General features: G+C 53.6%; 20 protein-coding genes and 1 tRNA gene. 8 read left to right on the top strand and 13 right to left on the bottom strand.

Annotated elements, in window-relative coordinates; genetic code table 11:
- Nucleotides 1-40: 40 nt before the first annotated feature.
- Entirely contained in the window at nt 41-1,510 is a 1,470-nt protein-coding gene (locus tag ACQYWX_RS08325) for a hypothetical protein (protein ID WP_431688456.1), read from the top strand.
- On the opposite strand, the gene ACQYWX_RS08320 is transcribed toward ACQYWX_RS08325, so the two are convergent.
- Nucleotides 1,464-2,459 carry a metallophosphoesterase gene (locus ACQYWX_RS08320; RefSeq protein ID WP_431688455.1) on the bottom strand — a complete coding sequence of 332 codons (996 nt, stop codon included), beginning with the start codon at nt 2,457-2,459 and terminating at the stop codon, nt 1,464-1,466. The two genes, ACQYWX_RS08325 and ACQYWX_RS08320, sit on opposite strands and share 47 nt — an antisense overlap.
- Before the next feature lie 225 nt (nt 2,460-2,684).
- Here ACQYWX_RS08320 and ACQYWX_RS08315 point away from each other — a divergent pair, with 225 nt between their 5' ends.
- The 4 genes from ACQYWX_RS08315 (at nt 2,685) to galU (ending at nt 8,328) form a co-directional block, all read left to right on the top strand.
- A complete protein-coding gene (locus tag ACQYWX_RS08315; protein WP_431688454.1) occupies nt 2,685-3,725 on the top strand; it encodes an NAD-dependent epimerase/dehydratase family protein in 1,041 nt (346 codons plus the stop codon).
- Nucleotides 3,726-4,375: 650 nt separating this feature from the next.
- Nucleotides 4,376-6,514, top strand: a complete 2,139-nt coding sequence (locus ACQYWX_RS08310; RefSeq protein WP_216737229.1) for an adenosylcobalamin-dependent ribonucleoside-diphosphate reductase — start codon at nt 4,376-4,378, stop codon at nt 6,512-6,514.
- 137 nt (nt 6,515-6,651) lie between these two features.
- On the top strand, nt 6,652-7,341 hold the full coding sequence (locus ACQYWX_RS08305) for an NrdJb (protein WP_431688453.1): 690 nt from the start codon (nt 6,652-6,654) through the stop codon (nt 7,339-7,341).
- Between the two features lie 147 nt (nt 7,342-7,488).
- Entirely contained in the window at nt 7,489-8,328 is an 840-nt protein-coding gene (gene galU / locus ACQYWX_RS08300) for a UTP--glucose-1-phosphate uridylyltransferase GalU (protein ID WP_127969330.1), read from the top strand.
- Nucleotides 8,329-8,448: 120 nt separating this feature from the next.
- On the opposite strand, the gene ACQYWX_RS08295 is transcribed toward galU, so the two are convergent.
- From ACQYWX_RS08295 to dapA, 10 genes are all read right to left on the bottom strand, one after another.
- Entirely contained in the window at nt 8,449-8,874 is a 426-nt protein-coding gene (locus tag ACQYWX_RS08295; protein WP_279503504.1) for a helix-turn-helix domain-containing protein, read from the bottom strand.
- Between the two features lie 145 nt (nt 8,875-9,019).
- A tRNA-Val gene (locus ACQYWX_RS08290) sits at nt 9,020-9,096 on the bottom strand.
- Nucleotides 9,097-9,214: 118 nt separating this feature from the next.
- The gene (locus tag ACQYWX_RS08285) at nt 9,215-10,486 is read right to left on the bottom strand and encodes a molybdopterin molybdotransferase MoeA (protein WP_431688452.1); all 1,272 of its coding nucleotides are present in this window, start codon (nt 10,484-10,486) and stop codon (nt 9,215-9,217) included.
- Entirely contained in the window at nt 10,483-11,049 is a 567-nt protein-coding gene (gene moaB, locus ACQYWX_RS08280; protein WP_431688451.1) for a molybdenum cofactor biosynthesis protein B, read from the bottom strand. The genes ACQYWX_RS08285 and moaB overlap by 4 nt, the downstream gene beginning before the upstream one ends.
- Nucleotides 11,050-11,103: 54 nt before the next feature.
- Nucleotides 11,104-11,739: a carbonate dehydratase gene (can, locus tag ACQYWX_RS08275; RefSeq protein ID WP_216737234.1), complete on the bottom strand. Its 636-nt coding sequence runs from the start codon at nt 11,737-11,739 to the stop codon at nt 11,104-11,106.
- A 3-nt stretch (nt 11,740-11,742) separates the two neighbouring features.
- Nucleotides 11,743-12,750, bottom strand: a complete 1,008-nt coding sequence (locus ACQYWX_RS08270; protein WP_431688450.1) for an NAD-dependent epimerase — start codon at nt 12,748-12,750, stop codon at nt 11,743-11,745.
- A gap of 110 nt (nt 12,751-12,860) precedes the next feature.
- Entirely contained in the window at nt 12,861-13,592 is a 732-nt protein-coding gene (locus ACQYWX_RS08265; protein ID WP_216737236.1) for a TIGR04219 family outer membrane beta-barrel protein, read from the bottom strand.
- A 197-nt stretch (nt 13,593-13,789) separates the two neighbouring features.
- Nucleotides 13,790-14,500, bottom strand: a complete 711-nt coding sequence (purC, locus tag ACQYWX_RS08260; protein WP_431688449.1) for a phosphoribosylaminoimidazolesuccinocarboxamide synthase — start codon at nt 14,498-14,500, stop codon at nt 13,790-13,792.
- A 26-nt stretch (nt 14,501-14,526) separates the two neighbouring features.
- Nucleotides 14,527-15,498, bottom strand: a complete 972-nt coding sequence (gene bamC / locus ACQYWX_RS08255) for an outer membrane protein assembly factor BamC (RefSeq protein WP_216737238.1) — start codon at nt 15,496-15,498, stop codon at nt 14,527-14,529.
- Between the two features lie 75 nt (nt 15,499-15,573).
- Nucleotides 15,574-16,455 (bottom strand): 4-hydroxy-tetrahydrodipicolinate synthase, encoded by an 882-nt coding sequence (gene dapA / locus ACQYWX_RS08250; protein WP_431688448.1) that lies wholly within the window; start codon nt 16,453-16,455, stop codon nt 15,574-15,576.
- A gap of 355 nt (nt 16,456-16,810) precedes the next feature.
- Here dapA and ACQYWX_RS08245 point away from each other — a divergent pair, with 355 nt between their 5' ends.
- Together ACQYWX_RS08245 and ACQYWX_RS08240 are read left to right on the top strand one after the other, a co-directional pair.
- Nucleotides 16,811-17,347, top strand: coding sequence for a glycine cleavage system protein R (locus ACQYWX_RS08245; RefSeq protein ID WP_347815413.1), 537 nt, complete (start codon nt 16,811-16,813; stop codon nt 17,345-17,347).
- Between the two features lie 112 nt (nt 17,348-17,459).
- Nucleotides 17,460-17,921: a peroxiredoxin gene (locus tag ACQYWX_RS08240; RefSeq protein WP_216737240.1), complete on the top strand. Its 462-nt coding sequence runs from the start codon at nt 17,460-17,462 to the stop codon at nt 17,919-17,921.
- 62 nt (nt 17,922-17,983) lie between these two features.
- Here the strand turns inward: ACQYWX_RS08240 and ACQYWX_RS08235 are convergent, their stop codons facing one another.
- A complete protein-coding gene (locus ACQYWX_RS08235) occupies nt 17,984-19,045 on the bottom strand; it encodes an AI-2E family transporter (RefSeq protein ID WP_216737241.1) in 1,062 nt (353 codons plus the stop codon).
- A gap of 35 nt (nt 19,046-19,080) precedes the next feature.
- Nucleotides 19,081-19,320 (bottom strand): sulfurtransferase TusA family protein, encoded by a 240-nt coding sequence (locus ACQYWX_RS08230; protein ID WP_127969318.1) that lies wholly within the window; start codon nt 19,318-19,320, stop codon nt 19,081-19,083.
- A gap of 210 nt (nt 19,321-19,530) precedes the next feature.
- On the opposite strand from ACQYWX_RS08230, the gene ACQYWX_RS08225 reads away from it, so the two are divergent.
- Nucleotides 19,531-20,967: a M48 family metalloprotease gene (locus ACQYWX_RS08225; protein ID WP_431688447.1), complete on the top strand. Its 1,437-nt coding sequence runs from the start codon at nt 19,531-19,533 to the stop codon at nt 20,965-20,967.
- Nucleotides 20,968-20,999: the final 32 nt, after the last annotated feature.

The raw sequence follows: 20,999 nt of genomic DNA, 5'->3' as shown, positions 1-20,999 counted from the left end.
GAACAGGCCGCGAAACCCACCCATGCGTAACGAGGACGATATGATTACCGCCATCAGGCGTCTAACGTTAACGGTCTTATTAATGACCTTGTCCGCCTGCGCCTCCGTAGGCTACCACCCGTCAGAATCGCCAGCGACGCCTTTGCCCCTTCCCTGCGCCGACGATTGGAGCCAATTTCAGCAGGCAGTCTCTCGTCAGCATACATTTGACGGACAAGACTGGCCGGTTCCCGATTACGAATACCTGCGCATGGACCGCACGCTGTCGCTCCTGAGCAAGAATGCGTTGGATACAGAACAAAGACGTGACTGGCTGGCGCGCGCCTACGCCAAAGGCCGCCTTGCCAGAAACATGGAAAACCAGCGCCTTCTTCAACCGTTTTTTCTCGATTCGCTGGAAAGCTGTCTGCATCGGCGAGCTGATCAATTAGTCGACCAACTCGCATTCTGGCGTCATCTGCAGACCCTGAGTTATCCAGAGGATTACATCAGTCTACGCCGATGGCTGGGATTATCCGCCGTATTGCAGCCACTGATCAGCTGGCGTGTTGACGTCTTGAATGACGAGGTGACTGCGGTGTATCAACATTATCAGCCAACAGGTGAATGGCGACGTTACATACCGGCCACCCGGGTCAGCGCGCCGCCACTCAATTTCCCATTACCCAAGGACAGCCTGGGATTACCTTCACTTTCCAAGCAGGAATGGCGGCGCCTATTCGCTTACTACAGCCCGGATCTGGTGGTCGAAACGCGAGGCGACTTCGATATCCCCGGACGCCCAGTTCGCGAAGGGCAAAGCTGGACCACTGATGCGACGCCCACCGCCTATACGCTGGTCTCGCAGACTTACTGGCAAGGACAGTGGCTGCCGCAGCTTGTCTACGTTTTCTGGTTTAACAGCCGCCCCAAAACCAGTCCCTTCGACATTCTGGGAGGAACCCTGGATGGCCTGATGTGGCGAGTGACGCTGGACCCACAAGGCGTCCCTCTGTTCTTTGATAGCGTGCATCCCTGTGGTTGTTATCATAAATGGTATCCCGTTCAGCCCAACATTCGCTTTGCGGGCGCGCCGCCAGACGATGAACGCCTGATCATCTTACCGCCGCCGCCCGAACTGGCCTCCGAGACGCCAGTCCTGTACTTAAGCTCAGGCGCGCATTATGTCGTGGGACTGGAGCACCGTCCCCGCGAGAATATTCCAGAGAAAGCCCCGGCTTATCGATTACAGGATTACAACGCTCTGCGCCTGATGCACGACGGCGATACATGGCTAAGCCTGTTCCAGCCTGATGGTTTAGTAGAGGGGACGGAGCGACTGGAGCGATTTCTGATTTGGAATATGGGCGTCCCTTCCGCAGGGGCCATGCGACAGTGGGGACATCACGCCGTCGCCTTCGCCAGTCGGCGCCATTTGGATGACCCACTGCTGTTTCAGCGCTACTTCACCACGGAAAACAGGTTTAACCCGGGTAAAACGTATGCACCACCACTTCCGGCGGACAATTAAAGCGCACCGGCAATAACGAGCTGCCGGCGCCGGTGCTGGTGTAGCCATCCATATCACGCCAGCGCCAGTTTCCTCTGCCAACAAAGCGAGGACAATCCGAGTCGAGCGTAATCGCAGTTCCGCCAGGCAGACACACCTGGCCTCCGTGGGTATGACCGCACAACATGAGATCGATGCCCGCGTGCGCCGCCTGTTTGAAAATTTCCGGCGTATGCGACAACAACAGAGTATAGCGGGACATATCCAGGCCCTGCGCCGCCATCTGCAGATTGTCCACGCGATAGTAGTGAGGATCGTCCACGCCCACGACCTGGATTTTCTCTCCTTCTCTCTCAATCAGCGCAGACTCGTTCATCAACATGCGATAGCCCATATCCTCCAGAGGCGGCAGCATACGGATACTGTCGTGATTGCCGAAAATGGCGTAAGCCTCGCCCCGCAGTCGTTCACGCAGGCGGCGCATTCCCTCCAGAGCGCCCTCTTCGGGACCATAAGTCTGCGCCCGATAATCGCCGGTGATCACACAGAGGTCATATTCCAGGCTACCGGTGATTTCCAACAATCTAGCGGTGATCGCTTCATCCATATCCACATGGAGGTCCGTGAGATGCAGCAGGCGAAAGCCCTTGAACACAGCAGGAATCTTTCTGTGCCGCACAGGGTTGTGAGTCACTTGAATGTTTCTGGCGTTGCGTCGCCCCCATTCATACATTCCCGCCAGCTTGAAGGTCCAGCGCATCAGAGTTTGCATGGAGTACCAGTTTTCCGGGTGAAAAAAGTTAATGCCTCCTCCGCCGAATACCCGTTGGGCATGATCCTGTTCTATTCCCAGGCGCTGACGCGCATGCACAAATCCCAGACGCTGCTCCAGCCTCGTCAGTAAATCCGCGTCATCGTGTATTTCAGTTTCTGGAATGGAGCGGGCAAGCGTCCGGTTCACATCGCTCATGAAAAATAGTGATCCTTTGGGTTGATCCGCCATCGGCCGGATAACTTATGACCAATGTGAACTAAGCATAGTCGAGAAAGGGCAAAAAATTCGCCTGCAAGGGGCATTTCGTCTGGGCTCGCGTCTCCGATGGAGTTAAGCTACCCGCATTCCAATGCTAATAGTACTTATGACCGATTAGATTATTACAACAGACAAAGACAAGACCATCACGCTGGAGACATCATGAAAGTATTGGTAACCGGAGCAAACGGACATATCGGCTCCCACGTGGTAAGGCAACTACTCGACCAAAACCATGAAGTACGCGCCTTTGTGCGCAAAAGCTCAGATTTGCGCGGGCTCAACGGACTCAAGCCGGAGTTCGCCTACGGCGACGTCAAAGACCCCGCCGCCGTGGAAGCCGCCGCCGAAGGTTGCGACGCCATCATTCATATGGCCGCGGTGTACAAAACCATCGCCAAGTCCGTCGAGGAAATCGTCGAACCGGCGCTGCAAGGCGCGGAGAATGTATTCAAGGCCGCCCATAAGCACGGCGTCAAGCGTGTGGTGTACACCAGCTCCGTGGCCTCCATCGGTTTTTCCTATGATCCGCATGCATTACGCAGCGGCGAGGACTGGAACGACGACGCGCAAAACGCCTACTACGTCGCCAAGACCCGCAGCGAAAAAGCCGCGCAGAAACTGGCCCGCGAATATGACATCCACCTGGTGGTCATCTGCCCCGCTATCGTGTTGGGCCCGAACGACTATCGCATCACTCCTTCCAACCAGTTAGTGATGGATTGGTTGAACGGTTTCGGGCAAACCTACCCTGGCGGATTAAACCTGGTTGACGTACGCGACGTCGCCGCCGCTCATGTCGCCGCGTTAAGCAAAGGGGAAAACTGCAAACGTTACGTCGTGGGCGGAGAGAATATCGAAGTTAAAGAAATTGGCGCGGCCTTGAAACGCCTCACCGGCGTCAAACCGATCCACCTGCCGACTGGCCGCGGCCTCACTCTGACATTCGCCCGCGTGGTGGAGACACTGTGCAAGCTGCTGCACATCAAACCGCCATTTACCTACGATCTGGTCTACGAAGTTGTGGGCCGCTATGCGTACTATGATTGCAGCGAGGCGGCCAAAGATTTGGGAGTCAAACCTCGTGATGCGGAAGAGACACTGAAGGACTGCATCGCCTGGCTGCTGTCCCAAAGCAAACTGAAACCTCGCGTCGCCGCCAAAGTGGCGCCGAAAATCCCCACCCATCCGGCTTCCGCCTAAGACGAACCTGTGGCAAGCCCGTATAGCCTGTGACAATCCCGTATAGAAAGTAAGGCTGCCACGGCCTTACTTCCTTTCAGCTCATCAGCCTCTACCGCGCATCATTTTGGTTAAATTTTAAGCTTTATAGCAACACTATATATAGTGGACGCCTGATAGACGTATTTTTACTATGCAACCTTGCTGTCATATTCCCCGTCAGCCCAGAAATGCGGCGGCCAAAGGTCTGATAAACGCCTTCCACAGGCCTTTACCTACGCTAAAATGATTTTTTTCACAAGCCTTCACATCACATTATATAGTGCTATACTTTGCGGAAATCGCCATATATAGGGTCAGAGCCGCTAACAGCCCGCATTCTGACAGTCAAGTCTCCGATGGGAGTCTCTACCCGTAAAATGGCGCGTTCTCTCCAGGGCCGCAAAGGCCCGGACATACACAGAACTTCATCGGACACCAGGTTTTTCACAACCTGCCGCACAAGTAAGGTGCACAACATATTGTGGTCGCCAGTTTTTGTAACGCAACACAGGAAGTTTACCTTGCGAATCAGTCGTATCTCGCAGCGCTATCTGAAATTGGCGGTCTGACCAACAACACTGCAGTTTTAAAATAAACCTTGTTCGGGGTTAGAAGATTTGAGGGATATTATGAACGCCAAAGTCCAGCAGCTTATCGCGCCTATTGATATGCAGCCCGCTTCCGTCGATATCTGGGAAACCAAATACCAACTGAAAACCAAGTCTGGAAGCCCAGTGGACAAAGACATCCTGGGTACTTACGAACGCGTCGCCAAGGCGCTGTCCTCCGTGGAAGCCGACAGCATACGCGAGAAGGTGCTGGCGGACTTCGTATGGGCGCTGGAAAACGGAGCCATTCCAGCCGGTCGCATCATGTCCAACGCTGGAGCGGAAGAACACAAGCCCGCCACGTCCACGATCAACTGCACCGTATCCGGCAGCATCATGGATTCAATGGACGATATCCTGCTGAAAAACCACGAAGCCGGCCTCACCCTCAAGGCTGGCTGCGGCATTGGTTATGAATTCTCCACACTGCGTCCGAAAGGCGCTTATGTAGCCGGCGCCGGCGCCACCACTTCCGGCCCATTGTCGTTCATGGATATCTTCGACAAGATGTGTTTCACCGTCTCCTCCGCCGGCGGACGCCGCGGTGCGCAGATGGCCACTTTCGACGTGCATCACCCGGACGTCTTTGATTTCGTTCGCGCCAAGCGCGAAGACGGTCGCCTGCGTCAGTTCAACCTGTCCCTGCTGATCACTGAAGACTTCATCAAAGCGGTTCAAAACGACGAAGATTGGCGTTTCTCCTTCCCCATCACTCGCAAAGAAGCGGAAGAAGACAACATTGACGTCAACGACGAAACCCAATACCTGTATCGCGACTTCCCGGTAAAAGACGGCTATATGACGGATGAAAGCGGCCGCGTCGCCTGCCGTATTTACCGCACAGTTAAAGCGCGTTCTATTTGGGACGCCATCATGACGTCTACTTATGACTTCGCCGAGCCAGGCTTCATCCTGATCGATAAAGTCAACGAAATGAACAACAACTGGTTCTGCGAGAACATTCGCGCCACCAACCCCTGCGGCGAACAGCCTCTGCCGCCTTACGGCAGCTGTCTGCTGGGCTCAGTGAACCTGACCAAGTTCGTGGAATATCCGTTCACTGAAAACGCCAAGTTCAACTTCGATAAGTATCGCAAGGTTGTGGCCATTTTCACCCGTATGCTGGACAACGTGGTGGAGATCAACGGTCTGCCGCTGGAAGGTCAGCGTCACGAGATTCAGTATAAGCGCCGCCACGGCATGGGCATTCTGGGCCTGGGCTCCACGCTGGCCATGCTGCGCATGCCTTACGGATCAGACGAATCCGTCAGCTTCACTGAAGAAGTGTGCCGTGAAATGGCGCTGGAAGGCTGGCGCCAAGGTTTGGAGCTGGCGAAAGAAAAAGGTCCGGCTCCTATCATGGAAGACACTTTTGTCGTCACCGAAGAAATGCTGCGCCTGCGTCCGGAAATGGCGAAAGACGGCCTCAAAGCCGGCGACAAACTGAAAGGTAAAGTGCTGCACGCCAAGTACAGCCGCTACATGCAGCGCGTTGCGGAAGCTGATCCCAAGCTGGTCGACGCACTGGCCAAAAAAGGCGCGCGCTTCACCCACCATACGTCCATTGCTCCTACTGGCACCATTTCCCTGTCTCTGGCCAACAACGCCAGCAACGGTATTGAGCCCAGCTTCGCCCATCACTATTCCCGTAACGTGATTCGCCAGGGCAAGAAGACCAAAGAGAAAATGGACGTTTTCTCCTATGAGCTGCTGGCGTATCGCCACCTGGTCAATCCCAAAGCGATGCCATTCTCAGAGGACGCCGAAGCGCAACTACCTGCGTACTTCACTACCAGTGACGACGTGACGCCCAAGCAGCACGTGGATATTCAGGCGGCGGCGCAACTGTGGGTGGACTCCTCCATCTCCAAAACCGCCAATGTCCCGACCGATTTCCCATATGGGGAGTTCAAGGACATTTACATGTACGCCTACGAAAAAGGCCTGAAAGGCTGCACCACCTTCCGCTTCAACCCGGAAGCCTTCCAGGGCGTACTGGTCAAAGAGAAAGACCTGGAGAACACCTTTTACGAGTTCACCACCGAAGATGGCCAAACCATTAAGCTGAAAGGCAACGAAGAAGTTGAGTACGACGGTGAAACCCACACCGCCGCTAACCTGTTCGACGCCTTGAAAGAAGGCACTTACGGAAAATACTGAGGCGAAGTCCTGGCGATTTCGTAAAATCGCCGGGTTTCTCCATAGAAAATGTTAAAAATGGGCGCATAATATGCGCCTGCAGCTAGGTTTTCCTGGGAAAACCTGAGCAAAGCCACCGTACACAAGGGTATACAGTCATGGCTGTTAAAATTGAAAAGAAAATTGTCGGCTACAAAGTTCACAAGCCCAGTGACGTTGCGCCGGCGAGCGAACCGGTTCAGGAGCAACCACAGCCGGTTGAAATGAATGAAAAAATCGAGCGCCCGGATTTCCTTCTCGGCACGACGTACAAGATCAAACCCCCGGTGTCGGAGCATGCGTTTTATATCACCATCAACGACATCCTGTTGAATGAAGGCACCGACCACGAAGCTCGTCGTCCGTATGAAATCTTCATCAACTCCAAATCCATGGAACACTTTCAGTGGGTTATCGCACTGACGCGGGTTATCTCCGCCGTGTTCCGCAAAGGCGGCGACATCACCTTCCTGCTGGAAGAGCTGCTGTCCGTGCACGATCCCAGCGGCGGCTACTACAAGAAAGGTGGTATTTTCGTCCCCTCCCTGGTGGCGGAAATCGGCGCAGTCATTGAAAAGCACATGAAAGCGCTGGGCATTATCGAGTCCGAGGAAATGAGCGACGCTCATAAACGCATGATCGCGGAGAAACGCGCAGAGTACGAGGCGCGGCAGAAAAATGAAGCGAATGCGGATGGCTCCGCCTTCCCTGCAAACGCGACAATGTGTAAGAAATGCAGCCAAAAATCTGTGATCTTGATGGATGGATGCCAAACCTGTCTCAATTGTGGCGACAGTAAGTGCGGCTGAACAACTGTTAATAAAGTTGTTATGAAATCAATGTCAAAATAGGAGGGTGAGTCCCTCCTTTTTTCGTTTTTGGAAACGGTGGACCGAGATTTGCAAGATAACTAAATCCAAGTAGACTAACGCCCTACACAACTTCAAGGAGAATATATGATTAAAAAGTGCCTGTTTCCGGTAGCGGGTTATGGAACCCGATTCCTGCCCGCCACCAAAGCCATGCCTAAAGAAATGCTGCCTGTCGTAAGCAAACCACTGGTTCAGTACGGCGTAGAAGAAGCAGTCGCCGCCGGCATGAACTCTTTCGGTTTTGTTACCGGCCGGGGTAAGCGGGCCATTGCGGACCACTTTGATATTTCTTATGAGCTGGAACAACAGATCAAGGGAACCGGTAAGGAAGAGCTTCTCTCCAGCATTCGCAGCCTGATAAATAACAATAAATTCTCATTCACCCGCCAAAATGAAATGAAAGGTTTAGGACACGCTATTCTTTCCGGACAGACTCTGATCGGCGACGAGCCGTTCGCAGTTGTACTTGCAGACGACCTCTGCATGGTGGAAGAAGGCGAAGACAGCGTGCTGGCCCAGATGACCAAGCTGTACAATCAATTCCGTTGCAGCATTGTGGCCATCCAGGAAGTTCCACACGACGAAGTTCATAAGTATGGCGTCATCGCCGGCGACCCAATGAAAGAAGGCCTGTTCCGCGTCACAGACATGGTGGAAAAGCCGCCCGTCGACCAGGCTCCGTCCAACTACGCCATTATCGGCCGCTATATTCTGACGCCGGATATTTTCGACATCATCCGCGACACAGAGCCCGGTAAGAACGGCGAAGTTCAAGTGACCGACGCACTGCTGAAGCAAGCCAAAGACGGCTGCGTGCTGGCGTATAAGTTCAAGGGACGTCGCTTTGACTGTGGCAGCATCGATGGCTTTGTTGAAGCCACCAACTATGTCTACGAAAACGTGTACAAAAAAGGCCTGATGTAATTCATCACCTTTTTCCATGCACCAAAAAAGCGCCTAAACGGGCGCTTTTTTATTTGGGGCGCCCTGCTATCCAGAACAGAGCATACAGACAAAGACAATAGACGCGAACTGAGGGAAGCATCATTCTCCGCTATTCATTAACTGCAGGATAAAGCGCTTTTTATCTTCGTCACTGGCGCGAAAGCGTTTCAGCAACAGCCGCTCCGTCGAGTCGGGCAATGCCTCTTCCATCACTTTGGTCAGGCGCTCAATGACCGTATCCAAGTCCCCATCCTCGCCCAACTCAAAACCGGGTAAGTCCAACTGAGGATTGGTTTTTTCGTTCTGATCAAAGTCCAGCAGCGCATCCAGGGAAACGCCCGTCTTTACGCAAAGGTCAAACAGATTATCGATAGAAGGGAAACAACGCTGGGATTCAATGGGATTTTCCCAACCAGCCACAACCGTGACATCCACCTGACAAAAGGTAGCGATGTCCTCAAGGGTAAGCTTTTTCTTGTGCCGAAAATCCCGAAGGCGCTGATAGAAGGTTCGAAGATACTTCATGCCCCGCTCCGTGACTGGTTTTCGGCAATCGTATCACTAAAAAGTCAATACAAACCAGCCATTCGGACGCCACAAGGGCCGAAGACAACAAACTATTTTTGAATAATTTCAGAAACTAAAAAAGATCACTGACAAAGAAGGGAATTGGTAGGACCGACCAGATTCGAACTGGTGACCTCCACGATGTCAACGTGGCGCTCTAACCAACTGAGCTACGGTCCTGCTGTCAGCGGGTGCGTAAGATAACAAAGAAGCCTGACCTGAGCAAGCACTTTTATTCATATTACGCACATCCGATAAATATTTGATTCTTTCCACGAAATGCGGCTAAAAAACGTACTCACAAGCCCATGGAGATAAAGGAAATATACTCTACCAGATCTCCACGTTGAATCGTCGTATTTGCTGGCGCTACAGCAAAGCCATCCGCCCAGCTTGCGGAAGACAGCACGCCTGAGCTTTGATTGGGATGCATTTCCAGCCCCGCCCTTCCCTCATCGTCCACTGAGACTCTCACGCGCAGATATTCCTCACGCCCGCCAGGCCTGGGGATATCAAACAACGCGGGCAGGCGCGCCACCGCAGACGCCCCACTCTCAGCAGCGCCCTGCATCTTCAAAATATAGGGGCGCGCCAGTATGCAAAAAGTCACGAACACTGCGGCAGGGTTACCAGGAAGGCCTAGAAACGGGGTTGCGCCAACCTGACCAAAAGCAAGGGGCTTACCGGGCTTTATGGCCAACCGCCACATATTCAGCTCCCCGTTCGCTTCCACCGCAGCCTTGACATGATCCTCTTCTCCCACCGAAACGCCTCCGCTGGAGATAATCAAATCCGCACCCGCTGCCACCTGCAATAACGCCCGCTCCGTCGCCTCGTAGGTGTCGGCTATCACGCCAAGATCGATAATCTCGCACTGAAAGCGAGATAACAGGCCACACAGGGTGTAGCGGTTCGAGTTATAAATCTTTCCCGCCGGCAGAGGCGCGCCAGGCTCGACCAACTCATCGCCCGTGGACAACACCGCCACCCGAAGTTTGCGACGCACTTTAACCTGCGCCACGCCTACGGAGGCGATCAGACCCAGGTCCTGCGGAAGCAGCTTCTTACCTGCGCCAACAACAGTCTGTCCTACCTGGATATCCTGACCGGCCTGACGCAGATTATTGCCTTGTCGCACCCCAGCGGGAACAACCACGGTCTCGCCTTCCAGCCGACAGTGCTCCTGCATGACGACAGCGGCGGCGCTCTCAGGAATAGCCGCCCCCGTAAAAATGCGCGCCGCAGAACCCGCTTTTAAGGGCGCCGGACTTTCTCCCGCGGGGATACGCTGAGAAATTGGCAGCGCTATTTCCAACTCCGCCTCGCATGCCTCTCTGGGAATGGCGTAACCATCCACAGCGCTATTATCCGTTGGAGGGACCATAATGGCCGATACCACATCCTCCGCCAGCACTCTGCCAGCCGCTTCAAGCAGAGGAACAATTTCATCCCCTACGATGGGCTGCGCAGCCGCTTGCAGAATACCCTTGGCGTCCGCGACAGGGCGCAGCCCAGAAGACGGCGCGTCACAACCGTGGCGACTATGCGCCTGAGTATTGGAGGCGCTCATCCGCGAGGTCCGCAGCCGGGCTTCTCTGAGCCCTCAGCAGACTTTCCCGGCTGCTTCAACAAGCCAACAAAGTTACAAGGCTTATGTCGCGCATCCAGTTGTTCGGCGATGATTTTATTCCAAGCGGTTTTACAGGCGTTGGTAGAGCCCGGCATGCAGAAAACCACCGTGCCATTAGCCAGCCCGGCAATGGCTCTGGACTGCACAGTAGAGGTGCCAATCTCTTGATAGGATATGGCGCGAAACAGCTCTCCAAACCCTTCCACTTCTTTATCGAACAGCGGCTTGATCGCTTCCGGGGTACTGTCTCTGCCGGTAAAACCAGTGCCGCCGGTGATCAACACCACCTGCACTTGCGGGTCCGCAATCCAGGCGGAAACCACCGCCCTCATCAGATAGACGTCATCTGGAATCAACGTCCGATCAACAATTTCATGTCCCGCTCCCCGCGCGCCGTCCACAAGAGCCTGTCCGGAGGTATCCGTCTCCTGCGTGCGAGTATCGGAAACGGTCAACACCGCCACATTGAGCGGCATGAACTCGGCTACGATATGCTGTCCCATGATTTTACACCTTGACCATTTGTGTCGGATTCTGCCGGGAGCAGGCAGAAATTACTATTTCCCAATATAGGTATACACGGAACCCAGTTGCTCAGGGCCGGATTGAGTCACCTGCAGATCTTTGAGCAACCCGTCGCTAAGCCCATAGCACCATCCATGCACTGACAACGGCTGCCCTCTGCTCCAGGCGTTCTGAACGATGCCTGTATGGCAAACGTGGCGCACCTGATGCATGACATTGAGCTCGCACATGCGGTTGACGCGCTCGCCCATGTCTTCAATGGCGTCCACTTCATCCTGATGTTGGGCGTAAATATCCTTGATATGCCGCAGCCAGTTATCGATCAAGCCGAACTGATCCGCGCCCAGCGCCGCACGCACGCCGCCACAGCCGTAATGGCCGGTGACGATAATATGCCGCACTTTCAGGACTTCCACCGCAAACTGGATGGAGGAAAGGCAATTGAGATCAGAGTTGACCACCACGTTAGCGACGTTGCGGTGCACAAAGACCTCTCCGGGCAGCATGCCGACGATTTCATTCGCCGGCACGCGGCTGTCGGAGCAGCCGATCCACATGAAAGTGGGCGCCTGTTGGCGCTCCAAAGTTGGAAAAAAGTCGGGATCAGCCTTACGGATTTTCTCCGACCATTTTTTGTTGTTTATAAGAAGCTGATTAATTTCGTCCATCTATCACACACGATAATAGTCACGATACCATTCAACAAATTTCTTAACGCCCTCTTCCACTGTCGTGGAGGGACGATAACCCACATCGTCGATCAGCGCCTGCACATCCGCATAGGTGGCGGGCACATCGCCAGGCTGCATGGGCAGCAGATTTCTTTCCGCTTTTTTGCCCAGGCACTCTTCCAGAATTTCTATATAGCGGGACAACTCCACCGGATTGTTGCTGCCGATATTGTAAATGCGATACGGCGCTTTGCTGGTGCCTGGATCAGGCTGCATGCCGTCCCATTCGAGGTTGCTCGGAGCCACGTGATCCAGCGTACGGATGATGCCTTCCACAATATCGTCGATATAAGTGAAGTCGCGCTTGTGCTTGCCATAGTTGAATACGTCGATTGGCTCGCCAGCGATGATTTTGCGTGTAAAAATAAATAGCGCCATATCCGGACGCCCCCAAGGACCGTACACGGTAAAGAAGCGTAAACCCGTCGTCGGAATCCCATACAGCGAACTATAAGTATGGGACATCAGCTCATTGGACTTCTTGGTCGCAGCATACAGGCTCAAAGGGTGATCCACATTGTCATGCACGGAGAAAGGCATGGATTCGTTAGCGCCGTATACAGAGCTGCTGGAAGCATAAACCAGATGATCAACCTTGTTATGACGGCAGCCTTCCAGAATATTCATGTGTCCCACCAGGTTCGCGGACACATAGGCATGCGGGTTTTCGATGGAGTAACGAACACCGGCCTGAGCGGCAAGGTGCACCACGCGATCAGGCTTGTGTTTGGCGAATAGCGCTTCAATGCCTTCGCGATCCGCGACATCCAGGCGCACATCAGTAAAGCCTTTGTATGGCGTCAAACGTGCGAGACGGGCTTCTTTCAGGGAAATTTCATAATAATCATTGAGGTTATCAACACCGATAACCTCATCCCCACGATCCAGCAACCTCAATGCGACATGAGAGCCGATAAAGCCGGCCGTTCCTGTTACTAATACTTTCATTTTACATCCCCCTATACGAATTCAGTCTCGAAGCGCGCCTGACGAAAAACAGTGCGCCAGGCGCTCAAAAACAACTCAAGCGCCCTGCAAACAATCAGGGCGCAGTCACATCAGAAATGAACGCTTACTCCGAGATATGGTCCGCCGATATTCACATCAGCGTCCACATCGCTGACATCGTCCAGCTCCAGTTGCATTTCACGCCAACCCAGCTCAACGCCCACCACCTCAATTTCATAGTTGATGCGGGCGGTAACGTCGAGCATACGGTTGTCGCTGTATTTCAGGCCTGCAAGAGATGCGCCGGCGCTTAAGCCGGTAAGAGGAAGGTCCACACCCACTGCGCCGTACAGCATCGGCACGACTTCGTCGATGGCTGTGGTGCTTTCATTTGTGGATGCGCCTTTTTGCTTAATTGTGATCTCACCGTCAAAAATACGGGCCTGCAGACCAAGGTCAAGTGATACGACATTATCTAAAAGACGCCAATAGGCTATAAGGTCGGTATGGGTCAGATCCACGTCGGTGTCGACATCGCCAGTAAAGGTCACGCCATCGAATGTTTTGGTCAACGTGCCTTGGCCGTTCTGGCTCAGCTCGGTGTACTGCAGGCGCAAATTGGGCAGCCCGGGAACAAAGTGCTCAAACGCCACATAGCCCTGAATGAATGTGTCGTCGCCCAACCCCAGATCATTTTCCAGGTCCACGGATTCTGAACCCGACTGGACGTCGCCGGTAAAGTCCGCGTTCCAGCCGCTCACGCCGGCGAACAGCCCAATCGTATCAGCATAAGCGCCGTTACAGGCAATCGCCGCCAATAACGTCATCGTTGCTCTTTTCATTAATTATTCCTCTATTTCATTGGCGAATAGCCCGCCCTGCTTTACCAGATGGGCTTAAAGTAATGAGAGGAGCCTGCGTCAGGCCGGGCGTCGTGCGAAGGCTCCCGGGCACAGCTTAATTATTGATTATGAACGCTTGCTGAACCAACTTTATTTACAAAAAGGGCCGGCGATGGCCGGCCCGATTAGGAGAGTGATTAGAACTGGACGCCTAACCTGCGGCCGACTTCTTCGTAATATTCGATGACGTCGCCCAGATCCTGACGAAAACGGTCCTTGTCCATTTTCTCACCAGTGGCCTTGTCCCAGATACGGCAGCCGTCAGGGCTGAATTCATCACCCAGCGTAACCTTGCCGTCAACCAAGCCGAACTCCAGCTTATAATCCACCAGGGTCATGCCGGCGGCGTCGAACAAAGACTTCAGAATCTCGTTCACTTTGAAAGTCTGCGCCTTCATTTCCTCCAGCTGCTCGTCCGTCGCCCAACCGAAAGCCCGCGCATGATGCTCATTAATCATCGGATCATGCAGCTCATCGTTCTTCAGGAACAGTTCGTAAGTAGGAGGAGTCAGCTCCATGCCTTCACGAATTCCCAAACGGCGACACAGGCTGCCGGCGGCCACGTTACGCACAACGCACTCCACAGGAATCATCTGCAAACGCTTCACCAGGGACTCACGCTCGGAAAGCAGGCGAACAAAATGGACGGGCACGCCAGCTTCCGCCAGCTTGCCCATAATGAAAGCATTGAATTTATTGTTTACTTCACCCTTGCGGCTCAGCTTCGCTTTCTTTACACCGTCGAAAGCGGAAGTATCGTCACGGAACTCCATTACAAACAGGTCCGCGTCATCCGTTTTAAAGATCGACTTGGCTTTTCCAGAATACAGCTCTTCGAGCTTTTGCATTGAGGGCGTCTCCGCAGTTAGTTGAATTAAGACATGTTATCCAGAATCTTGTTCAGCAGGATCAACTGCTCTTGCCGGCCAACGTCCGACGACGTTGGTTCGGAGGATATGTGTACGCCATCGTCTGCGGGAGACAGCAAAACACGGAAGTTGAACCTGTCGGACAGTTTCTCTTCCTCTTTACCGCCAAACCAGCCAGACCACCAGCTTGTGTTTTTCTCATGCTCTTTCTCGACGAAGCGCACGAAGTACACACCCTCGCTCCGGTTGATATCAATCACGGGAATGCGGCTGTCATTTAACGCCTGCCCCAGCGCAAACCAAGCGCGGTCATAATTGAGATCCACCCGCAGATAGGGTTGATCAGCATTCTCCACCAGCGATACGCGAGACTCGCCGCCGATATTCTGCGCCACCAGCGAGTAACTACCCAAGCTCTCGCCTTGATCGCTCATATACTGACGCATATCCGTCAACAGGCTTTCCTGCTGAGGCGTTGGCCCCATCAATGGCATACCCTGGACCGTCACTCGAACCTCCGAGCTCAGTCTTTTCAAACCTTGCTGCACTCTCACTTGCAGTTGCAACTGCTCATTGCTGACATAAGGCTGCAACTGCATTTTGCTGACAAACTCAGACGCTTTCAGCGAGTTCATCGGCAGACTCACCTGCATGCGCCCTTCCGCGGTATCCACTTCCGCCACGCTGCCGCCGATGGACTCCCAATAGCGTTTCAGCGCAGGCCAGACTTTCCCTGGCGGCTCACTGGCCAGCAACCAGATATCGTCAGCCGTTTTCTTGATGGCGAAATGCTCTTGCAACAGATCAGAGCCAGGCGCTGGCGGAGGCGGAACCACGAAGTCCTTGCTGGCGACAAACGCCTTTTCCGCGTGCGGCACAGGGAAACGGTCCTGTAAGCGACGGGTGGAATACCACTCCGGCACGACCAAAGGATCGCCGCGCTCAGCCTGCATATATTGATTGGAACGGTCAGTCATGAGACTGCATCCCGACAGCCCCGCCGCAATAAGAACACTACTTAATAAACGTTTCATCAAAACAGAGGCCGCCCGTTATTCGCTAATCAGATCCAACGCCAGCAGAGCGTCGCGCACTTGTGGTCTGCGTTCAGGGCTCAACTCCGTCAGCGGGAGACGAATCCCGGAACTGATCAGCCCCATTTCAGCCATCGCCCACTTCACCGGGATAGGGTTGGATTCTACGAACATGGCGCTATGCAGCGGTTGCAGTTTCTCCTGCAGGGCGCGAGCGGCGTCCGCATCGCCTTTCAAAGCAAACTCACACAGGCTGGACAATAATTTAGGCGCTACGTTGGCGGTGACGGAAATATTGCCTTTGCCGCCGGCGAGCATTAACTCAACCGCAGTGCCGTCATCCCCAGAGTAAACCGAAAACCCCTCAGGGGAGGCGTTAATAAGCTGCCGCCCTCTTTCCAGGTTACCCGTCGCGTCTTTAATCCCCACTATATTAGGGATCTGCGCCAATCGCAGCGCGGTCTCATTGGACATATCGCAGGCGGTGCGCCCTGGCACGTTGTAAAGAATCTGTGGAATATCGACGGCTTCCGCCAGCTTTTTGAAATGCTGGAAAAGACCTTCCTGAGTGGGCTTGTTGTAGTAGGGAGTTACCAGAAGACAGGCGTCAGCGCCGGCTTTTTTCGCCTGCGCCGTGAGATGCAGGGCTTCGGTCGTGGAGTTGGCGCCCGTGCCTGCAATAACGGGGATGCGTCCGTTGACGTAATCCACCACCCGCTTGATAACTGTTTCGTGCTCTTCAAAATCCAGGGTCGCGGACTCCCCTGTGGTGCCTACGGCGACAATGCCGTGAGTGCCGTTATCAATATGAAAATCGAGCAATCGGTCAAGGTTTGGCCAGTCAATGGCGCCATCCTCAAGCATGGGAGTCACCAATGCAACCAAGCTACCTTTTATCATCTTGTTCTCCACGTATTAACAACTAGTTCTTTACGCACTAAACCGGCGTCGCAGGACGCTTGTGGAATAAAACGCGCCGCCTATGGACAACGCTCGCCATCCATGCGGAATAGGAATGCCATGAATAATTCCGGAATGTGCTGTAAAGCGATTTCACAACAGCGCTTGGACGGCGCCGAGAGCCCTTCCTCTACTAACCCGGGTATGGTACTTCCCACCCTTAATATTAACAAGACTGGCGCGGATAAAAGGACCCGCAACGCCACGCCCCGGGGACACTTGACAGTGGCGGGGGCCCGGAGGAGTATGTGCGTTGCAATCCATCTACACATATACATTAAGAATGGGAAATACATTGCCTAGAGAAAATTATCTGGTCATTTCCGCTATTGGCGAAGACCGCCCTGGAATCGTTAACGAACTGGCCAAAGCCTGCTCAGACTACCAGTGCAACATTGTCGACAGTCGCATGACGGTGCTGGGAACTGAATTCGCCCTGGTTATGATGGTGTCCGGCAGCTGGGACGCCATCGCCAAACTGGAAAATATAATCCCCCCCCTGGCCCGCAAGCTTGATCTAAACCTGATCATTAAACAGACTCAGGCCCGACGCCCAGCGCGCGCGCTCACTTATAACGTCAATGTAGTGGCGCTGGATCACCCAGGCATCGTCTACCGGATTGCGCAGTTCTTTTATTCCCGCAAAATCAATATCGATGAGCTACAGACCAACACCTACAGCGCCCCGCATTCCGGCACGCAGATGTTTAATATCAACATGACCGTAAACATTCCTGCGGATATGCACTTGGCGAGTTTGCGCGAAGAGTTCATGCTGTTCTGCGACGACCTTAATCTGGACGCAGTACTGGAGCCAATGCGCTCAATTTAACTTAGCGCGACACACATCCGTCATTAGAGCGCCAACGTAAAACGCACAGTTAGGCGCTCCGCGCATCTATTAATCCCCATCAATTCGACCAAAACAGAAATAAGGAGCCACCATGGCGCAACCAGGACAAACCGTTCCCGATTTCGAGGCCCAGGCCACTCCAGATCAAACCGTTCGACTGAGCGACCTGAAAGGCAAAAATGTCGTCATTTATTTCTACCCTAAGGACCATACTCCAGGGTGCACCACAGAAGGCCAGGATTTCAGAGATAACTACGCCGAATTCGAAAAGCTGAACACAGTGGTGTTCGGCGTCTCTAAAGACAGCCTGAAAACCCACCAAAATTTCAAAGCCAAACACGACTTCCCATTCGAACTCATCACGGACCCGGACGAGGTCGTATGCAAGGTATTCGACGTAATCAAACTAAAGAAGCTTTATGGCAAGGAATACATGGGAATTGATCGCTCAACCTTTCTCATTGACGCCGAAGGCGTGCTGCGCAACGAGTGGCGCAAAGTAAAGGTGAAAGGACACGTAGCGGAAGTACTGGAAGCCGCCAAAGCGTTGTAAAGGCAGCCAAAGAACTTTCTTGATTTTATGGACGAGCCCGGATCGCCGGGCTCGTCCTGACATTACACTCCCGCCGCTTTGACGGTTGGCCAGGCTGAAAAGATCGCCTTCAATAAGGTCGCCAGAGGAATCGCGAAAAACACTCCCCAAATACCCCACAACCCGCCAAATACCAATACGCTGACAATAATCACCACTGGATGCAGGTTCACCACTTCGGAGAACAACAATGGCACCAATACATTACCATCCAGCGCCTGAATAACGCCGTAGGCCACCATCAACCAGATGAAATCAGGACCCCACCCCCACTGAAACAGCGCAATCAACGCCACAGGAATGGTCACAATCGCCGCACCAATGTAGGGAATCACCACCGACAGCCCAACCAGAACCGCCAACAGCAGAGAATAGTTGAGCCCCATCAGTACGAATGCGACATAGGTCGCCACCCCCACGATCAGAATCTCCAACACCTTGCCGCGGATGTAGTTGGCGAACTGCATGTTGGCCTCCGCCCAGATATTGGTCATTAAGCGACGCTCTGTAGGCAGCAGCGTCGATAGCGAATTCAAAATGACGCCGCGATCTTTCAGGAAGAAAAACACCATAATCGGCACCAGCACCGCATAGATCATGATCGCCAGCAAAGTGGGAATGCTGGATAAAGAGAAAGAGAAAACCCACTGCGTGATTTTGCTCACTTCCGTCGTCAATTGACGAGACAGCCCCACCACACTCTCTTCCGTAAAGAATTGAGGGTATTGCTCAGGGAGGAGTTTTATCAAGGTTTGCAGATTGGTCATCATGGTGGGCAGCTCCTGAAATAAGGAGGTGACCTGACGCACCATCAACGGGAGGATCAGCAGCACGCTCGCCAGCGTCACGCCTACGAATAGCGCAAATACGGAAAGCACTGCATAAATATGCCCCATTCCCAGACGCTGCAGCTTGATCACCAGCCCCTGCAGAATATAAGCAATGACAATACTGCCGATCACCGGCGCCAGCATGGCGCCGAAAAACGCCATCACCAGAACGCCCGCCACCAGCAGGATAAACAGAATGACGGCCTCCTCATCAGAGAAGTACTTGTCAAACCAGCTCTTAAATACTTTTAACATCGAAATGCGCTCACATCTAATGTCACCGGAGAGAATCAGCCGCGCAAGATCAGGAAATGAAACTCGCCCTCTTCCACCCTGCTCTCCACCAGAGTGTGCGCACTAAGTTGCAAATAGGAAGAAAAATCCCTTTGCGAACCTGGATCCGTCGTTAACACCAACAATTGTTCGCCAGCGGCCATCGCATTCAGTTTCTGCTTGGTCTTCAACAACGGCATCGGGCATTTCAAGCCCCTCAAATCAAGCGTGCTGACCGCCGCTTCCTGATTAGACATCGCCCCTCCAAATACCGGTTGATTCGCCCCGCATGATAGGGATATCAACTACATATTGCTATATTGTAATTGATAAGACGTCACTTCTTTCCGCCGATTGACGTACAATCTCAGGCGTTAAAGTATTAGAAGATTTCTCCAAAACAGCTTAAAGTCGTGTAAATCACGCATTCCGCCATTTGACGGATTCTGCTGCCGAAACCTGGTCCCATGCGCAAAAAATACCTTATCCCATTATTGTTCAGCCTGACTCTTCCCCCCGTCACTCACGCTGACGAATCAACGCTACCGGAGCTGGGCGACAGCAGCGGCGCAATCATTACGCCCGCCCAAGAGCAAGCGTTGGGGCAGGCTTGGCTGCGCTCTCTGCGCTCTCAGCTTCCTACGTACGCCGATCCGTTACTGACAGTTTACGTGCGAGACCTGATCTACAAACTGGCGCCCAACAGCGAGCTGCAGGACCACAACCTGACCACGGTAGTCGTCGACTCTAATATCCTGAACGCATTCGCCGTTCCCGGCGGCGTTATAGGCGTCAACGCCGGCTTGTTTTTGTATGCCCAAAGCGAACAGGAAATGGCCGGCGTGCTCGCTCACGAAATCGCCCACTTAAGCCAACGCCATTTCGCCCGACGCCTGGAAGAAAGCAAGATGCACACGGCTCTCAACATGGCGGGAATTCTAGCGAGCGTGATTATCGCCGCCACCGCCGGTTCAGATGCTGGCGTCGCAGCCTTAGCCTCAACACAGGCCTATTCGATACAGGAACAATTGAGCTATAGCAGACAGAACGAGCAAGAGGCGGACCGGCTCGGTCTGGAAACCCTCGCAGCCAGCGGCATGGAGCCTCGCGCCATGTCCACCATGTTTGAAAAGATGCTGCGCAACAACCGCTACGCACAGCAATTTCCTGAATACCTGCGCACTCACCCTCTGACAGAGAGCCGCGTATCGGACACCGCCGCCAGAGCCGCCAACTATCCAGCCGGCGTATACAAAGAAGACCCTGACTACTATATCATGCAAAGCCGCGTGCTTTTGCATTACGCCAAGAACGCCGAGGACGCCTTTAATCTTTTCAAGGCGCAAGCCACCGGCGGCACAGAAAATTCGCGCTTGGCTGCGTTGTACGGACAGGTGATCAGCGCCAACAAAGTGGAGCGCCCGCAGGACGCCAAAGAGGCAATGGAGCAACTGCTTAAAGTAGACAGCAATCGAATCTCCATCGTCATCGCCTACGCGGACTGGCTGGCGGCAAGCAAGAGAAACGATGAAGCCATTCAGGTGCTTAACAAGCATCTGCAGCGCAATCCAGGCAACTATCCGCTCAGTATGGATTTGGCCCGCCTGCTGAATCAACGGGGCGATCACAAGGAGGCGGAGCGCCTGCTACGCGGATTAACCTCCAGTTACGGCGCCGAGCCCAGCCTCTGGTATGAACTGGCGGAAACCCATGGATTGGCTGGCTCAATCGCCGAGCTACATCAAGCGCGAGCGGAATATTTCTATCTGACCGGAAATATCGCCAAAGCGACGCAACAGTTACGCCAGGCGCTCAGCAAAAGTGAAGGGAACTATCAAAGAATGACGGTCATCCAAAAACGGATGAAAGACTTTGCCGAGGCAGGAAAGGAATTTAAGTTTTAGCACTAAAGGCGCTCCATATCGAAGCGCCTTCA

The sequence above is a fragment of the Hahella sp. NBU794 genome (genome assembly GCF_050749805.1).
In the GTDB taxonomy this organism is placed as follows: Bacteria; Pseudomonadota; Gammaproteobacteria; order Pseudomonadales; family Oleiphilaceae; genus Hahella.
The sequence above is the reverse complement of the archived record's forward strand: the minus strand, read 5'-3'. Positions and strand labels throughout refer to the sequence as shown.

Coding starts and splice junctions, on each gene's coding strand:
- ACQYWX_RS08325 (WP_431688456.1), top strand. CDS start 41: ATGATTACCGCCATCAGGCGTCTAACGTTAACGGTCTTATTAATGACC.
- ACQYWX_RS08320 (WP_431688455.1), bottom strand. CDS start 2,459: ATGAGCGATGTGAACCGGACGCTTGCCCGCTCCATTCCAGAAACTGAA.
- ACQYWX_RS08315 (WP_431688454.1), top strand. CDS start 2,685: ATGAAAGTATTGGTAACCGGAGCAAACGGACATATCGGCTCCCACGTG.
- ACQYWX_RS08310 (WP_216737229.1), top strand. CDS start 4,376: ATGAACGCCAAAGTCCAGCAGCTTATCGCGCCTATTGATATGCAGCCC.
- ACQYWX_RS08305 (WP_431688453.1), top strand. CDS start 6,652: ATGGCTGTTAAAATTGAAAAGAAAATTGTCGGCTACAAAGTTCACAAG.
- galU (WP_127969330.1), top strand. CDS start 7,489: ATGATTAAAAAGTGCCTGTTTCCGGTAGCGGGTTATGGAACCCGATTC.
- ACQYWX_RS08295 (WP_279503504.1), bottom strand. CDS start 8,874: ATGAAGTATCTTCGAACCTTCTATCAGCGCCTTCGGGATTTTCGGCAC.
- ACQYWX_RS08285 (WP_431688452.1), bottom strand. CDS start 10,486: ATGAGCGCCTCCAATACTCAGGCGCATAGTCGCCACGGTTGTGACGCG.
- moaB (WP_431688451.1), bottom strand. CDS start 11,049: ATGGGACAGCATATCGTAGCCGAGTTCATGCCGCTCAATGTGGCGGTG.
- can (WP_216737234.1), bottom strand. CDS start 11,739: ATGGACGAAATTAATCAGCTTCTTATAAACAACAAAAAATGGTCGGAG.
- ACQYWX_RS08270 (WP_431688450.1), bottom strand. CDS start 12,750: ATGAAAGTATTAGTAACAGGAACGGCCGGCTTTATCGGCTCTCATGTC.
- ACQYWX_RS08265 (WP_216737236.1), bottom strand. CDS start 13,592: ATGAAAAGAGCAACGATGACGTTATTGGCGGCGATTGCCTGTAACGGC.
- purC (WP_431688449.1), bottom strand. CDS start 14,500: ATGCAAAAGCTCGAAGAGCTGTATTCTGGAAAAGCCAAGTCGATCTTT.
- bamC (WP_216737238.1), bottom strand. CDS start 15,498: ATGACTGACCGTTCCAATCAATATATGCAGGCTGAGCGCGGCGATCCT.
- dapA (WP_431688448.1), bottom strand. CDS start 16,455: ATGATAAAAGGTAGCTTGGTTGCATTGGTGACTCCCATGCTTGAGGAT.
- ACQYWX_RS08240 (WP_216737240.1), top strand. CDS start 17,460: ATGGCGCAACCAGGACAAACCGTTCCCGATTTCGAGGCCCAGGCCACT.
- ACQYWX_RS08235 (WP_216737241.1), bottom strand. CDS start 19,045: ATGTTAAAAGTATTTAAGAGCTGGTTTGACAAGTACTTCTCTGATGAG.
- ACQYWX_RS08230 (WP_127969318.1), bottom strand. CDS start 19,320: ATGTCTAATCAGGAAGCGGCGGTCAGCACGCTTGATTTGAGGGGCTTG.
- ACQYWX_RS08225 (WP_431688447.1), top strand. CDS start 19,531: ATGCGCAAAAAATACCTTATCCCATTATTGTTCAGCCTGACTCTTCCC.